Raw genomic sequence first — 15519 nt, 5'->3', positions numbered from 1 at the left:
AGGTGTACTATGAAAAATATTTTTGTTACCAGCCCTCTGCTTCCGCCCCTGGAGGAGTTTGTTCCTTATCTCGAGCAAATCTGGGGGAACAAGCACCTGACCAACAACGGGCCATTTCATCAGCAGCTTGAGCAGGCGCTGGCCGATTATCTGGGCGTAAAATATCTTTCGCTGTTCTCTAACGGCACGCTGGCGTTGCTGACCGCTTTCCAGACGCTGCGGCTGAGCGGCGAAGTGATAACCACGCCTTACTCTTTTGTGGCGACATCGCACAGCCTCTTGTGGAATGGCCTGACGCCGGTCTTTGCCGATATTGACCCACAGACGTTCAATATTAACGCCGATGCGATTGAGGCGCTCATCACCCCGCAAACGACGGCCATTATGCCGGTGCACTGTTATGGTATTCCCTGCGACGTGGATAAAATTCAACGTATCGCCGACACCTATGGCCTCAAAGTTATTTACGACGCGGCCCACGCCTTTGGTGTGAAGCAGAACGGCAGCAGCGTCCTGAACTGCGGTGATTTGTCTATCCTGAGTTTCCACGCCACCAAAGTGTTTAATACCATCGAAGGCGGGGCGATTATCTGCCCGGATGCCAGAACCAAAAAACGCATTGATTACCTGAAAAACTTCGGTTTTGCCGACGAAACCACGGTAATTGCGCCGGGCATTAACGCGAAAATGAATGAAGTGCAGGCGGCGTTTGGCCTGCTGCAGCTCCAGCATATTGACGGCGCCTTAAGCGCCCGGGCCGACATTTATCAGCGCTACTGTGAAGGTCTGGCCGATATTCCTGGCCTTGAGTTTTATACCCAGAGAAGCGATTACGAGTGGAACCACGCTTACTATCCCGTGCTGATAGATGAACGGTTCCCGGTGAGCCGCGACGCACTTTATGACGCGTTAAAAGAAGAGGGGATTTATACCCGGCGCTATTTCTATCCGCTCATCAGCTCCTTCGCCATGTACCGGCATTTACCGTCCTCCGCCGCGGAGCATCTGCCGGTAGCCAACGACCTGGCTAACAAGGTGCTGTGTTTGCCGATATTCCCGGATCTCGAGGGAGAAGAGCAACAGCGTATTATTACGGCAGTCAGGCGGATTGCTCAGGGGCAAAGCGTTGCCGCCTGACTGGGTGATTGGCGGGAATAAAAAAGGGCTTTGTCTTGCGACAAGGCCCTTTTTTCTGCTTCGACGGTGTCGTTATAGCTCGGCGATACACATCAAGCGCTCGCTGCGCTCAAGGTAGCGCTGGCCGGACAATTTGAACATGCCGTTAATCAATAGTGGATTATGCAGGCCGTGGCGTATTAGCCAGTCTTCGTGCGTTTTTTTGCCTTTGCCGACCGGGATAATGGTAACTTTGCGGGCGACTTTGCCGAGGATTTCCTGCATCTGTTCGACGGTAAAGAAGCGGATGTTAAACAGCGAGTCGGTCCCTTTTTTCACGTTAAAGTAATCAGCAAATGACTGATTATGGGCGTTATGTACCGTGACGATCATTCTGCCGCGAGTGATACGAGCCTGCTCAAGCGCCATTTTTTGGATATCCTCATCCGCAAATAGCCCCCAAAACCCATTGTGGTAACTGATGTCAAAATGCTTGTCCGGGTACTGCAGCTCGAAGGCATTCATCACGGAAAAACGATCCTGCAGGGAGGGATAAAGCTTTTTCGCAAGACTCACGGATTCCGGCGAAAAGTCTATTCCGTGGCCCTCTGCGCCACGCTTCGTCAACTGGACGATATCGCGAAAGCTACCGGCAGCAATCTCCAGAACCCGCTTTTCACGACTTTTTCTGACCGCATCAATATAGTAGGCGTGGCGAAGATCGTTTTGGTAATGGTCGAAAATACCCTGCCATTTATGGTCCCAGTCCTCGGCCGTGGTGAGCTTTTCAGGCTCTGTTATTTGGCTCATATCTCTATCCTGTGAATGATTTCTCAGCGACGTAGTGGCGCGTAAAGACGGCGTTTTGTACGGCAACTGCGGGTTGAATAGGCTGGCGGGTGAAACAGTGAAGATGATTGGTAATCATGTCGTAGCCTGCCATGACCGAAAATTCGACCCCGGCTGAGAAGCGGGGGTTGATGTCCATCAGGTAATCCCCGGTGGAATGGCGCATAAATTCAATATTGATGCAGCCGTTCAGGTCGAGCAGGCGGGCAACTTCTGCCGCTTTGGCGAGCAGTGCCTCATCCTGGACAATCTCAACGGTTAATCCGGCGCCGTTCGCGGTGCGCAACAGCTCTTTGCGTGCAACGGCCGCCCATTCGCCGGTCTCGCGCTGCCGGACAATATCAATGACGTGAACATCTCCCGGCAGATACGGCTGGACTATCCAGTCGTTGCCGTTCAGCCGCTGACGTAGCTCAATCAGTTCGGCCTGGGTCTCTACGCGGCGAAGCCCTTCGCTGCTGCGGCCATTCCTCTGTTTAAGGATAACCGGGAAACCAAAGGAAAGCGTTTGGGACTCAGAGAGGGCGACAGTAGGCAGCGAGAGAAACGCCTCGTTATGGGAAAATCGTTGGCTCCAGGTTAGCTTATCCCTGGCAACCGCGATAGATTCTGCTGCCATTAGCGCCAGCATGGCGGACGAACACAGTTCACCCCAGGCATCAGAAAGCGTGTCAACTTCAACATCGGTTAGTGGGATGATGGCGTCAATGCGATGCTGGTCGCAAATCGCATTGATACTTTCGATAAAGGCCTGGCTATTCGTTGCACGCGGAACCTGAACAAAATCGTCGACCAGACGAGAGGCATACACCCATTGCTCGGGGTAGATATCACACCCGATGACGGTGTGGGATGCGCGTTTCAGCGCACTTATCACGGCTGGCGCAGACATTGACCCTATAGCCGTAATTAAAATGTTCATGTAAATGACCTGTCTTGTAATCTGCTTCGCCTGACGGCAGGAGGAAGTTTGCCGCAGAGAAACGACGCGTATATTTATCACTGTATGATAATCCCGCCAGAGATCAGGCCTGGAATAACAGATGATTTTATCCTTTTTTTGCAGGATAGATTCTCCGGCTTAATTTCTACGGTTTCGCTATAGTATGTGACGTTAATATTTAACAACCAATTGATACTTTTAAGTAAGCCAGAACATGTTTTGCCTTACATTATGGTTAAAATTCCAGAGGGTTATTTCTTCATAACCTCCAAATAACCCCCCATTTCACCCACTATTCATCCGATTAAAACCCCTGCAGAAACGGATAATCATGCCGATAACTCAACTAACGCAGGGCTGTTTATCGTGAATTCACTGTATACCGCTGAAGGTGTAATGGATAAACACTCGCTGTGGCAGCGTTATGTACCGCTTGTGCGTCACGAAGCATTGCGCCTGCAGGTACGTCTGCCGGCGAGTGTGGAGCTCGACGATCTGCTACAGGCAGGCGGCATCGGGTTGTTGAACGCAGTCGAACGTTACGATGCCCTGCAGGGAACGGCATTTACTACCTACGCGGTGCAGCGCATCCGTGGGGCGATGCTTGATGAGTTGCGCAGCCGTGATTGGGTGCCGCGAAGCGTCAGGCGTAACGCTCGCGGTGTGGCACAGGCGATTGGTCAACTGGAGCAAGAGCTGGGGCGTAACGCTACCGAGACGGAAGTCGCGGAGCGGCTGGACATCCCGCTCGAAGAGTATCGCCAGATGTTGCTCGACACCAATAACAGCCAGCTCTTCTCTTATGACGAGTGGCGGGAAGAGCATGGCGATAGCATTGAACTGGTCACCGAGGAACACCAGCAGGCAAACCCGCTACAGCAATTACTGGACAGCAATCTTCGCCAGCGCGTAATGGAAGCCATTGAGGCTTTACCGGAACGCGAACAACTGGTGCTGACGCTTTATTACCAGGAAGAGCTGAATCTGAAAGAGATTGGTGCGGTGCTTGATGTGGGTGAGTCACGGGTTAGCCAGTTGCATAGCCAGGCGATCAAGCGTTTGCGCACCAAACTGGGTAAGTTGTAGGGAGTGCCGCACAATTATCTGACGACCTGGGAATTATCATGACGGTGCAGCAGTCAAAAAGACGGCCATTAAGCCGCTATCTCAAAGATTTCAAACACACCCAGACACATTGTGCACATTGCAGTAAGCTGCTCGACCGCATCACGCTCACGCGCAGCGGGGTGATTATCAATAAAGCCACCATTGCTCAACTTGATACGCTTATTGATGAGGCCACCTGGCTTATCGAGCAGAAAGAGTGGATGGCGCTATGTCGTTTTTGCGGTGATTTGCACTGCAAAGAACAAAACAACTACTTCGATATTATTGGCTTCAAACAGTATCTGTTTGAGCAAACCGAAATGAGCCACGGCACGATCCGTGAGTACGTGGTTCGTCTGCGCCGCCTGGGTAATCATCTGAGTGAGCATAAAGTCCCGCTTCCCGGCTCGCTGCAAGGCCTGCTGGACGAGACGCTGGACGCCTGGCTGCCCCGCACCAGCACCAATAATTACCGCATTGCGTTACGCAAATATTGGCAATTCCAGGTGCAGGGGCATGCGATCCCGAGTCAGGAAATTAGCGCAACCTCCGATATATACTAAATTTGCATAAGTTGTAGCGGACTGGTTTTGATATATCCCGAAGCCGCCCGCTACACTACAAAAAACGTAAATAATCGGGGTAAACATGAAATTAAAAATGATCGGGCGTCAGGCGCTGATGGGCGTCCTGGCCGTTGCTCTGGTGGCCGGCGCAAGCGTGAAAACCTTCGCGGCAGAAAATCTTCTGAATAAAGTCAAAGAGCGCGGCACGCTGCTGGTGGGGCTGGAAGGCACTTATCCGCCGTTCAGCTTCCAGGGCGATGACGGCAAGCTGACCGGCTTTGAAGTCGAATTTGCCGAGCAACTGGCTCAGCACCTGGGGGTTAAAGCCGCGCTGAAGCCGACCAAATGGGACGGCATGCTGGCGTCTTTAGATTCTAAACGCATTGATGTGGTGATTAATCAGGTCACCATTTCCGACGAACGTAAGAAAAAATACGACTTCTCTACCCCTTACACCATCTCCGGTATTCAGGCACTGGTGAAGAAGGGCAACGAAGGTGGGATTAAAACCGCCGCCGACCTGAAGGGCAAAAAAGTGGGCGTTGGCCTTGGGACTAACTACGAGCAGTGGCTGCGTGAAAACGTACCGGGCGTAGACATCCGTACCTATGATGATGACCCGACCAAATATCAGGATCTGCGCGTGGGCCGTATTGACGCGATTCTGGTCGACCGTCTCGCCGCGCTGGATCTGGTTAAGAAAACCAACAATACGCTGGCGGTAGCGGGCGATGCGTTCTCCCGTCAGGAAGCGGGCGTTGCCGTGCGTAAAGGCAATGAAGATCTGCTGAAAGCCATCGATGCGGCTATCGCTGAAATGCAGAAAGACGGATCTCTGGCTAAGCTGTCCGATAAATGGTTCGGGGCGGACGTCACTAAGTAGCGCGGTATCACAGTGAAAAGGTGCTGATTTCAGCACCTTTTTTTATTTACTCCAGAGAAGGAAACTGTCTCTCTGGTGCATAATAAAACTGGATATCGATATCGGCTCAGGAGGCCCTATGTCACTGCATCACCTAACGCGTTTTCCTCGTCTGGAATTTATTGGCGCACCGACGCCGCTGGAATATTTGCCGCGCTTTTCGGACTATCTTGGCCGTGAAATTTATATTAAACGTGATGACGTGACGCCGATGGCGATGGGCGGCAACAAGCTGCGCAAGCTTGAATTTTTGGCGGCGGATGCGCTGCGGGAAGGGGCCGATACGCTGGTCACTGCAGGCGCTATCCAGTCTAACCACGTTCGCCAGACGGCGGCGGTGGCGGCAAAGCTTGGGCTACATTGCGTGGCGCTGCTTGAAAACCCTATCGGGACAAAAGCCGAAAACTACCTGACCAACGGCAACCGTCTGCTGGTCGATCTTTTCAATGTCGAAGTTGAAATGTGCGAGGCGCTGAACGCCCCGGATAAGCAGCTGGAAGCGGTGGCTACGCGTCTGGAAGCGCAGGGATTCCGGCCTTATGTTATTCCGGTCGGCGGCTCTAATGCGTTAGGTGCGCTAGGGTATGTTGAAAGCGCGCTGGAAATTGCTCAGCAGTGTGAGAACGCCGTGAACCTGTCATCCGTGGTGGTTGCCTCCGGCAGCGCGGGGACGCATGCTGGTCTGGCGGTCGGCCTTGAGCAGTTGATGCCGGACGTGGAGCTGATTGGCGTCACTGTGTCCAGAACCGTGGCGCAGCAAAAACCCAAAGTTGTCGCCCTGCAGCAGGCCGTGGCGAAGTCGCTTGAGGTTAGCGCGACCAGTGAAATTATTCTGTGGGATGACTATTTCGCGCCAGGCTACGGCACGCCGAATGAAGAGGGGATGGAAGCGGTGAAGCTGCTGGCCAGACTTGAAGGCATCCTGCTTGACCCGGTCTACACCGGCAAAGCGATGGCCGGGCTTATTGACGGCGTGGCGCAAAAAAGATTTAAGGATCAGGGGCCCATTGCCTTTATTCATACCGGCGGAGCGCCGGCGCTGTTTGCCTACCATCCGCATCTGTAAGACGCGGGTCTGGTCTTAATCATCAGGAATCACCATGCAAGAAAGTTTGCAACTGGTGCTGGACTCAGCACCGTATCTGCTTAAAGGGGCGGTTTTCACGCTCCAGCTGAGTATCGGCGGGATGTTTTTTGGCCTGATCCTCGGGTTTATGCTGGCGCTGATGCGCCTGTCGGCGTTTTGGCCTTTTTCGCTGCTGTCGCGTTTTTATGTTTCCATTTTCCGCGGGACGCCGCTTATCGCTCAGCTGTTTATGATTTATTACGGGCTGCCGCAGTTTGGCATTGAGCTGGATCCTATCCCGTCGGCGATGATTGGCCTGTCGTTAAACACGGCGGCTTACGCCTCTGAAACCCTTCGGGCGGCCATTGCCTCTATTGATAAAGGCCAGTGGGAAGCGGCGGCCAGTATCGGGATGACTCGCTGGCAAACGCTGCGCCGCGCGATTCTGCCGCAGTCGGCCCGCGTGGCGCTGCCGCCGCTGGGGAACAGCTTTATCAGCCTGGTGAAGGACACCTCGCTGGCGGCCACCATTCAGGTGCCGGAGCTGTTCCGTCAGGCGCAGCTGATCACCTCCCGCACGCTGGAAGTGTTCACCATGTATCTCGCCGCATCCCTGGTCTACTGGGTAATGGCGACGGTGCTCTCCACGCTGCAAAACTATTTTGAAAACCAGCTTAATCGCCAGGACAGGGAGCCGAAATGAGCGCCATTGACGTTAAAAAACTGGTGAAAAAATTCCACGGGCAGACGGTGCTGCACGGCATAGATCTGGACGTTAAACCTGGCGAAGTGGTGGCGATCATTGGCCCAAGTGGCTCAGGAAAAACCACGCTATTGCGCAGTATTAACCTGCTGGAAGAGCCGGACAGCGGCACGATTCAGGTGGGGAATATCACGATTGATGCCGGACAGTCTCTGGCAAAGCAGAAAGAGAAAATTCGTGCGCTGCGCCAGCAGGTGGGGTTTGTGTTCCAGAGTTTCAATCTTTTCCCACACCGCACGGTGCTGGAAAATATTATTGAAGGCCCGGTCATCGTTAAGGGCGAGCCGAAAGCAGAAGCCATTGTCCGGGCGCGCGAGCTGCTGGAGAAGGTGGGCTTAAGCGGGAAAGAGAACAGCTACCCACGTCGCCTGTCAGGCGGGCAGCAGCAGCGGGTGGCGATTGCCCGTGCGTTGGCCATGCGGCCAGAAGTTATTTTGTTTGATGAACCGACTTCGGCGCTCGATCCTGAGCTGGTGGGAGAAGTGCTGAATACTATTCGCCAGCTGGCGAATGAGAAACGCACCATGGTCATTGTGACCCATGAAATGAGCTTCGCCCGGGATGTGGCCGACCGGGCAATATTCATGGATCAGGGCAAGATTGTGGAGCAGGGGCCGGCAAAAGCGCTTTTCGCCAGCCCACAGCAGCCGCGCACGCGGCAATTTCTGGAGAAATTTTTGACCCAGTAACCGCGAGGCAGGCCTGGTTTCACCCCCAGGCGGCTTTCGCGGAGCCGAGTGCCGCCGGTGGTGTGCCCCAGATAACCGGCGTGCCTGCCAGCCTCAGCGGGAACTTCAACCGGTTTCCCAGCCCAAAGGCAGACCACTCCATCGTCGGCTGGTAATCATGCGGGCCGATAGCGGCAAGCGCTGATTGACCTCCTGCCGGGCAAGACATTAATAAAGCGGCCGTTCGGGCGAGCGACAGGCGTGCGCTGTAGCCCTGACGCTGCTCATGTCGGACCTGGAGGCCTTTTAGCACTGCAGCGGCAAGCAGGTAACCCGTGGCGTGATCCAGTGCCTGAACGGGGAGCGGGTGAGGCCGGCCGGTATTTTTCCAGTGCATGCCCGCGTCGGCGATACCGCTGGACATCTGGACCAGGCTGTCGAAACCACGGCGGTTACGCCACGGCCCGTGCCATCCCCAGGCGTTGAGCGACACGTCTATCAGACCGGGAGAGAGCTGCTGTCGGGTTTCGGCATCAAAACCCAGGGCTTCCAGAGCATCCGCCCGGTAGCCATGCACCAGCACATCGGCATCGGCGAGCAGGGCCTTGAACCGCTCTCTGCCTTCGGCAGATCTGAGGTCGAGCCTCGCGCATTTTTTCCCGAGAGTAACTTCCTCAACCAGCGTCGGCTCTTCCCATTCAGGGGGATCAAGGCGCAGCACCTGCGCCCCAAGACCGGCCAAAAATCGGGTGGCAACCGGGCCAGCAATAATACGAGTGAGATCCAGCACGCGGAGGCCTGCCAGCGGGCGGGCTGGTGGCAATGCTAATGCAGGGCGAGGGGCTTCGGCATGGCGTTGCTGCCAGAACAATGGCTCTGCCGCAACGGTTTTCCCATGAGGATGCTTCAGCCATTCGTCGTGGCTTAACATCGCTGCCGCGCATCCACCTGCGGCAACGATCGCCGCTTCAAGCTCAGTTTTTCCCCACGCGGTAACTCGCTGGGCGAGCGCAGATTTATCCTTGCTCACACCCAGGATGCTTTCCATTGCCTGGCGATGATGCGGCGCGTTGGTATGCAGGCGGATCCAGCCGTCCCGAGTGGCATAATCCCCGGCAAATTCATCCCACAGCGCGGCAGGAGCGCGGTTCACGGGGAAATGGCTGCTTGAAAACCAGTATGAGGCCAGCCGCTGGTCTATATAAAGCGGCGCATCCGGGCGGGCAAGCAGCGCTCTCAGAGCACAACCCGCCGTCGCCAGGCTGGCGGTGGCGAATTCGGTCACAGGAAAACGGGAACTGAGCTCACCTTGACCCGTCACGGCCACTGACGGCTGAGCGATTTCCAGCCCCAGATCCCGGACCATTGATCCGAAGAGGAGGGAAAACGAAGATTTAACCATACAGAGCTCCAGTAAATTTTTCCTGACATATGTAAAAACCGAAGAATTATGGCGGAAAAACCATAAATCACATTAATTAGTTTAATAAATGTGTTAGCTTATTACATTCTATTAATGAAATACTTTTTAGCGCCAGGAGAGACGCCAGATATAATGCTGGAACGTAACTTTTTTAGCTGGCGACGGGAAGCGCTCGAACTTTTCCTGTCAATTACTGAAGCCAGCGAATTACAAACTTTAGTTCAACAACAAACTCAGCGCCTCGAGTTTGATTATTTTTCGCTGTGTGTTCGGCACCCGGTGCCTTTTACGCGGCCTAAATTATCATTGCAGAGTTCTTATCCGCAAAAATGGCTGGAGTGGTACGTGACTGAAAACTATTTTGCCATTGACCCGGTATTGAAACAGTCTAATTTCATGCGGGGTGAAATAATCTGGAGCGATGCCCTGTTTGCTGAATCTCGTGAGCTTTGGGATGCCGCGCGCGATCACGGTCTGGCGACCGGGCGCACACATTGCGTGATGGCCCCTAATCGTACGGCGGGTTTTCTCTCTGTTTCACGCTCTGGCGTTCGCAAGGAACTTGTGTCGGAAGATGAACTTGGGCTGCGGCTGAGCTACCTTGCGGAGCTGAGTATGGCGACGTTAAATCGGCTGGACGATCCGTCGGTCGAGATGATTGACATGAAGCTCAGCAAGCGCGAAAGAGAGATTCTTCAGTGGACCGGCGAAGGGAAAACGTCGGCAGAAATTGCGATTATCCTGTCCATTTCTGAGAACACGGTGAACTTCCATCAGAAGAATATGCAGAAGAAATTCAACGCGCCAAACAAGACGCAGATAGCCTGCTATGCGGCGGCGATGGGGATTATCTGAACCTGGAGGGCAAGTGTTGCGTCAGGTGCTGACGGCTGGCGAACCCGGATTCTGCCAGCCGCCCCGGCTTATTGACGGTAAGCCTGTTTAATTTGCTTAACGGTATTGCTGAATACTTCAGCCTGAGTTGGGTCTTCCAGTTGAGCGATCTGCTTTTCCATTTTCAGGATAACGCGGCCCGCATCGGCCTGGCCCATAGCCTGCAGCATCAGGGTTAACAGCGTCTTCAGACAGGTGACTTCTTGTGCCAGTTCACGGGTGTTTTCGGCGGTGGAAAAATCTGGAGTGCTCATTTACTTTCCTCAATGCTTAGTTTGTACGCTGCCATTATGCACAGTGATATTCATAAGGCGGCGGAGTATACCATAACATTCATCAGAATTATTCATGTTCGACGAATGAGAATGCATCTGAATGTTTATGGTAATAAACAACCCTTGCTCAGGGTTATTCCCGCAGGAAGCGATGAGAATTAAAAAAAATTGTTTCGCTCTCGTTTAACTAACGTTAAATAAAGAGAGAGAAGAAGGATTTTATTCTTGATGATGGTCGCATTTTGATAATTAGCTGTTTTTTAATCAGAGAATAATCGCCTGAACACGGTGTTTAGAATGTTGAGGTGTGCCGCAGAAACAGATCTGAAAGTAAAGATATATTCTTCTTAAGTGTTAACAGAATGTGCTGACCGCAATTTGGATTTTAATGTTGCCGGAAAAACGTTAATATATGGCCAATTAGCTATCAGCAGCGTTATCCCTTTCTGGAGAATAGCCCTTTGATCAACGTTCTTCTTGTTGATGACCACGAACTGGTGCGCGCAGGGATACGACGCATTCTGGAAGAGATTAAAGGCATCAAAGTCTCGGGTGAAGTGAACTGCGGTGAGGATGCCATCAAATGGTGCCGCAGTAACCCGGTCGATGTCGTGTTAATGGATATGAATATGCCGGGGATAGGTGGCCTGGAAGCCACCCGTAAAATTGCCCGCTACTCTTCAGATATCAAAGTTATCATGTTGACTATCCACACTGAGAACCCGCTGCCTGCCAAAGTCATGCAGGCCGGTGCAGCAGGGTATCTAAGTAAAGGCGCAGCGCCTCAGGACGTGGTAAATGCCATTCGTTCCGTTAATGCGGGCCAGCGTTACATCGCCTCCGACATTGCCCAACAGATGGCCTTAAGCCAGATTGCACCCGAGGCAGAATCCCCCTTTGCCAGTTTGTCTGAGCGTGAATTACAGATTATGCTGATGATCACTAAAGGCCAGAAGGTCAATGAGATCTCTGAGCAGCTTAATCTCAGCCCTAAAACGGTGAACAGTTACCGCTACCGCATGTTTAGTAAACTGAATATCAGCGGGGACGTGGAGCTGACGCACCTGGCGATTCGCCACGGGTTATTCAATGCGGAGACGTTAATCAGCAGTGAGTGAACCTTTTGATTCCCGGGCTTTTCTCAAGACGGTAACCAGCCAGCCCGGCGTCTACCGCATGTACGATGCCGGCGGCACGGTTATCTATGTCGGCAAAGCTAAAGACCTGAAGAAACGCCTCTCCAGCTATTTCCGCACGAATCTTGCCAGCCGTAAAACTGAGGCGCTGGTGGCGTTGATCCAGCACATTGATGTCACGGTGACCCACACGGAAACCGAGGCTTTGCTGCTGGAGCACAACTACATCAAGCTCTATCAGCCGCGCTACAACGTGCTGCTGCGAGACGATAAATCTTATCCCTTTATCTTCCTGAGCGCCGACAGCCATCCGCGGCTGGCGATGCACCGCGGCGCGAAGCACGCGAAGGGAGAATACTTTGGCCCGTTTCCTAACGGCTATGCGGTGCGGGAAACGCTGGCGCTGCTGCAAAAAGTCTTTCCGGTTCGCCAGTGTGAAAACAGCGTGTACCGCAACCGCTCGCGGCCTTGTCTTCAGTATCAAATCGGCCGCTGTCTTGGCCCCTGTGTTTCAGGCCTGGTCACAGAAGAAGACTATGCCCGGCAGGTGGACTATGTTCGCCTGTTTTTAGCCGGGAAGGACGACCAGGTGCTGACGCAGCTTATTTCCCGCATGGAAGCGGCGAGCAAAAATCTTGAATTTGAAGAGGCCGCGAGGATCCGCGATCAGATTCAGGCGGTCCGACGTATTACCGAAAAACAGTTTGTCTCCAACACCGGCGACGATCTGGACGTGATTGGTGTCTCCTTTGATGCGGGTATGGCCTGCGTACACGTCTTGTTCATTCGCCAGGGCAAAGTATTGGGCAGCCGCAGCTACTTCCCGAAAGTCCCGGCAGGCACCGAACTTAGCGAAGTGGTGGAGACGTTTGTCGGGCAGTTCTATCTCCAGGGCAGCCAGATGCGCACGCTGCCGTCTGAAATCCTGCTCGACTTTGCGCTGGCGGACAAATCTCTGCTGGCGGATTCGTTGAGCGAGCTGGCCGGGCGTAAAGTGAATGTGCAGACTAAACCTCGCGGCGATCGGGCGCGTTACCTGAAGCTTGCCCGCACCAACGCGGCAACGGCGCTGGTGACAAAACTTTCACAGCAATCCACCATCCAGCAGCGCCTGAAAGCGCTGGCCGAAGTGCTAAAACTTCCTGAAGTGAAGCGGATGGAGTGTTTTGATATCAGCCATACGATGGGGGAGCAAACCGTCGCTTCCTGCGTGGTGTTCGACAGTAACGGCCCGCTTCGGGCGGAATACCGCCGCTACAATATTACCGGTATTACGCCGGGGGACGACTACGCCGCCATGAATCAGGTGCTGCGCCGCCGCTACGGTAAAGCAATAGAAGAGAGCAAAATCCCGGACGTGATCCTGATCGACGGCGGGAAGGGGCAGTTGGGGCAGGCGAAGGCGGTGTTTGCCGAGCTGGACGTGCCCTGGGATAAACACCATCCTTTATTGTTGGGCGTGGCCAAAGGCAGCGACCGCAAAGCCGGGCTGGAAACATTGTTCTTTGAGCCGGAAGGTGAGGGGTTCTCTTTACCACCGGATTCTCCGGCGCTGCATGTGATCCAACACATTCGCGATGATTCACACGATCATGCGATCTCCGGCCACCGTAAAAAACGAGCGAAGGTGAAAAGCACCAGTTCGCTGGAGACGATTGAAGGCATCGGGCCAAAGCGCCGTCAGATGCTGCTGAAGTATATGGGCGGATTGCAACCGTTAATCAACGCCTCCATCGAGGAGATAGCAAAAGTGCCGGGCATCTCGCAGGCATTGGCAGAAAAGATCTACTACTCGTTGAAACATTAAGGGCTCTGTAGCAACATAGAGACAATTTCCACTTATGACAGATAGTTAACTGGCACTATGCGATTCAATATCCCAACACTGCTCACGCTGTTTCGTGTCATCCTTATCCCGTTCTTTGTGCTGGCGTTTTATCTGCCGTTCAACTGGGCACCTTTCCTTTGCGCTTTCATTTTTTGGCTGGCGGCTATCACCGATTGGTTTGACGGTTTTCTCGCGCGTCGCTGGAATCAAAGCACCCGCTTCGGCGCATTCCTCGATCCCGTTGCCGATAAGGTGATGGTGGTGGTGGCGCTGGTGCTGGTGGTAGAGCATTATCACGCCTGGTGGGTGACCTTGCCTGCGGCCACGATGATCGCCCGCGAGATCATTATTTCCGCGCTGCGTGAATGGATGGCGGAGATTGGTAAGCGCAGCCGTGTGGCGGTTTCCTGGATCGGTAAAACCAAAACAATGGCGCAAATGTTGGCGCTGATTGGCATGCTTTGGCGGCCAAACATGTGGATTGAGTACACCGGTATCGCGCTTTTCTTCGTTGCGGCGGTGCTAACGTTCTGGTCAATGTTCCAATATTTGGCCGCGGCACGCGGTGATTTGCTCGAACCGTGATCTATCCGACGCAAAATTCAGCAAACGATTCGTGGTGTTAGAAAATTTCATTGACTCATTGCGTCAGGTAAGTAGAATGCAACGCATCGAAAGGCAGCAAGGTTTGCCGGAAGATAATAAAATCAAGTGATTAGCTTAATAGCCACCAACAGTCACTTGTACAAAAAGCGGGAATAGCTCAGTTGGTAGAGCACGACCTTGCCAAGGTCGGGGTCGCGAGTTCGAGTCTCGTTTCCCGCTCCAAATTCAGGTAATAGACTTTCTGTTGCCGCCTGCAAAGGCAAAAGATTTTGGCGCGTTAGCAAAGCGGTTATGTAGCGGATTGCAAATCCGTCTAGTCCGGTTCGACTCCGGAACGCGCCTCCAATTTCTTCCCGAGCCCGGATGGTGAAATCGGTAGACACAAGGGATTTAAAATCCCTCGGCTTATGGCTGTGCGGGTTCAAGTCCCGCTCCGGGTACCATGGGAATAAAAAGAATAAAATCAATGATAAGCAGTGTCGTGTAAACCACCTTCGGGTGGTTTTTTATTGCCTGCGATTTGCCATTCTGAAAATTATCCTGCCTGTTCCGCTAAAAGCATGCCATGCTAAACCCTTCCCTGGCATTCCATCTGGTAACGATGAACATTTTCTCCCGACACCCATTTGATGTCGCTTTCCAGGGCCGCGCGCTCAAGGCTGACAGCATTTTCGCCAGTAAAGGCCACGTCCTGATGATCCACGGAGGTTCAAAAGACCGCGAGGCGAGCCTTCGGTACCGGCACTTAATGGCTGAGCTGGGTTTTGGCAGCACGGCTTTTGATTGTATCGGGCATGGGGAAACTGGCGGCGATCTCTCTCAATCTTCTTTAATCAGCCGCACAGACCAGGCCCTTGCGGTTGCCGAACATTTAGGTTCTCAACTGACCGGCTGCATGGGCGTCAGCATGGGGGCATACAACGCTTTGCAACTGAGCCAATCCGTATCTCTGCGTTCCCTTATCCTGATGGTGCCGGGCGTGTATCACCCTTCGGCTTACCGGGTAAACTTCGGGCCTGAATTTTCCGCCATTATCCGCCAGCCGCGAAGCTGGGCCGACAGTGACGCCTGGCAGGCCGTGACTGAGTTTGGCGGTAATGTTCTGGTCATCGCTGCGGCTGAAGACCGGGTGATCCCGGCGGAGATCCCGCCCCGGCTTTATGATTCGACGTCGGGGCAGGGCAAACATGCTTTGCTGACTGTGCCGGGCGCCGACCACAACAGCGTCTGGCAGGCGCTGCAGCACACTCCCTCGCTCTACGACAAAACCTGTCAATTATTGGTGGAATGCCTGACGAAAGCGGAATGACAATGACTCGTCGCGCGTAGAACGGGTACACTACGCCAAATTTTATTC

Annotated in this window: 16 protein-coding genes and 3 tRNA genes; 15 read left to right on the top strand and 4 right to left on the bottom strand. The window is 53.6% G+C overall.

Annotated features, from left to right (window positions below):
* Positions 1-9 precede the first annotated feature (9 nt).
* Positions 10-1137: a DegT/DnrJ/EryC1/StrS family aminotransferase gene (locus WFK85_RS11465; protein WP_166991532.1), complete on the top strand. Its 1128-nt coding sequence runs from the start codon at positions 10-12 to the stop codon at positions 1135-1137.
* A 72-nt stretch (positions 1138-1209) separates the two neighbouring features.
* On the opposite strand, the gene WFK85_RS11460 is transcribed toward WFK85_RS11465, so the two are convergent.
* Both WFK85_RS11460 and WFK85_RS11455 read right to left on the bottom strand, forming a co-directional pair.
* Positions 1210-1926: a methyltransferase domain-containing protein gene (locus WFK85_RS11460; protein WP_166991536.1), complete on the bottom strand. Its 717-nt coding sequence runs from the start codon at positions 1924-1926 to the stop codon at positions 1210-1212.
* 4 nt (positions 1927-1930) lie between these two features.
* Entirely contained in the window at positions 1931-2887 is a 957-nt protein-coding gene (locus tag WFK85_RS11455) for an ATP-grasp domain-containing protein (protein WP_286180175.1), read from the bottom strand.
* Between the two features lie 387 nt (positions 2888-3274).
* Between WFK85_RS11455 and fliA the strand changes: the two genes are divergently transcribed.
* The 6 genes from fliA (at position 3275) to tcyN (ending at position 8021) form a co-directional block, all read left to right on the top strand.
* Positions 3275-3994 carry an RNA polymerase sigma factor FliA gene (fliA, locus tag WFK85_RS11450; RefSeq protein ID WP_008453816.1) on the top strand — a complete coding sequence of 240 codons (720 nt, stop codon included), beginning with the start codon at positions 3275-3277 and terminating at the stop codon, positions 3992-3994.
* 38 nt (positions 3995-4032) lie between these two features.
* Positions 4033-4578 carry a flagella biosynthesis regulatory protein FliZ gene (gene fliZ / locus WFK85_RS11445; protein WP_008453818.1) on the top strand — a complete coding sequence of 182 codons (546 nt, stop codon included), beginning with the start codon at positions 4033-4035 and terminating at the stop codon, positions 4576-4578.
* An 85-nt stretch (positions 4579-4663) separates the two neighbouring features.
* Positions 4664-5464 carry a cystine ABC transporter substrate-binding protein gene (tcyJ, locus tag WFK85_RS11440; RefSeq protein WP_008453821.1) on the top strand — a complete coding sequence of 267 codons (801 nt, stop codon included), beginning with the start codon at positions 4664-4666 and terminating at the stop codon, positions 5462-5464.
* 118 nt (positions 5465-5582) lie between these two features.
* Positions 5583-6569, top strand: a complete 987-nt coding sequence (dcyD, locus tag WFK85_RS11435; RefSeq protein ID WP_008453823.1) for a D-cysteine desulfhydrase — start codon at positions 5583-5585, stop codon at positions 6567-6569.
* A 34-nt stretch (positions 6570-6603) separates the two neighbouring features.
* The gene (gene tcyL / locus WFK85_RS11430) at positions 6604-7272 is read left to right on the top strand and encodes a cystine ABC transporter permease (RefSeq protein ID WP_008453825.1); all 669 of its coding nucleotides are present in this window, start codon (positions 6604-6606) and stop codon (positions 7270-7272) included.
* A complete protein-coding gene (gene tcyN / locus WFK85_RS11425; RefSeq protein WP_008453828.1) occupies positions 7269-8021 on the top strand; it encodes an L-cystine ABC transporter ATP-binding protein TcyN in 753 nt (250 codons plus the stop codon). Before tcyL ends, tcyN begins: the two co-directional genes overlap by 4 nt.
* A gap of 19 nt (positions 8022-8040) precedes the next feature.
* Here the strand turns inward: tcyN and WFK85_RS11420 are convergent, their stop codons facing one another.
* Entirely contained in the window at positions 8041-9402 is a 1362-nt protein-coding gene (locus WFK85_RS11420) for a CoA transferase (protein WP_336708252.1), read from the bottom strand.
* A 153-nt stretch (positions 9403-9555) separates the two neighbouring features.
* Between WFK85_RS11420 and sdiA the strand changes: the two genes are divergently transcribed.
* Positions 9556-10278 (top strand): transcriptional regulator SdiA, encoded by a 723-nt coding sequence (gene sdiA / locus WFK85_RS11415; protein WP_008453832.1) that lies wholly within the window; start codon positions 9556-9558, stop codon positions 10276-10278.
* Positions 10279-10346: 68 nt separating this feature from the next.
* Here sdiA and WFK85_RS11410 read toward each other — a convergent pair whose 3' ends face one another.
* Positions 10347-10571, bottom strand: coding sequence for a DUF2594 family protein (locus WFK85_RS11410; RefSeq protein ID WP_008453834.1), 225 nt, complete (start codon positions 10569-10571; stop codon positions 10347-10349).
* Positions 10572-11053: 482 nt separating this feature from the next.
* Here WFK85_RS11410 and uvrY point away from each other — a divergent pair, with 482 nt between their 5' ends.
* The 7 genes from uvrY (at position 11054) to WFK85_RS11375 (ending at position 15471) form a co-directional block, all read left to right on the top strand.
* A complete protein-coding gene (uvrY, locus tag WFK85_RS11405; RefSeq protein ID WP_008453836.1) occupies positions 11054-11710 on the top strand; it encodes a UvrY/SirA/GacA family response regulator transcription factor in 657 nt (218 codons plus the stop codon).
* Positions 11703-13535, top strand: a complete 1833-nt coding sequence (gene uvrC, locus WFK85_RS11400) for an excinuclease ABC subunit UvrC (RefSeq protein WP_008453838.1) — start codon at positions 11703-11705, stop codon at positions 13533-13535. Before uvrY ends, uvrC begins: the two co-directional genes overlap by 8 nt.
* Before the next feature lie 57 nt (positions 13536-13592).
* Positions 13593-14141 (top strand): CDP-diacylglycerol--glycerol-3-phosphate 3-phosphatidyltransferase, encoded by a 549-nt coding sequence (pgsA, locus tag WFK85_RS11395; RefSeq protein WP_008453839.1) that lies wholly within the window; start codon positions 13593-13595, stop codon positions 14139-14141.
* Positions 14142-14308: 167 nt separating this feature from the next.
* Positions 14309-14384: transfer RNA gene (locus WFK85_RS11390), tRNA-Gly, on the top strand.
* 49 nt (positions 14385-14433) lie between these two features.
* Positions 14434-14507: transfer RNA gene (locus WFK85_RS11385), tRNA-Cys, on the top strand.
* Positions 14508-14519: 12 nt separating this feature from the next.
* A tRNA-Leu gene (locus tag WFK85_RS11380) sits at positions 14520-14605 on the top strand.
* A 122-nt stretch (positions 14606-14727) separates the two neighbouring features.
* A complete protein-coding gene (locus WFK85_RS11375; RefSeq protein ID WP_336708249.1) occupies positions 14728-15471 on the top strand; it encodes an alpha/beta hydrolase in 744 nt (247 codons plus the stop codon).
* The last annotated feature ends 48 nt before the right edge of the window (positions 15472-15519 follow it).

The organism is Cedecea sp. VD22 (genome assembly GCF_037150195.1).
GTDB lineage: Bacteria > Pseudomonadota > Gammaproteobacteria > Enterobacterales > Enterobacteriaceae > Cedecea.
This window is presented reverse-complemented; position numbering and strand designations above follow the sequence as displayed.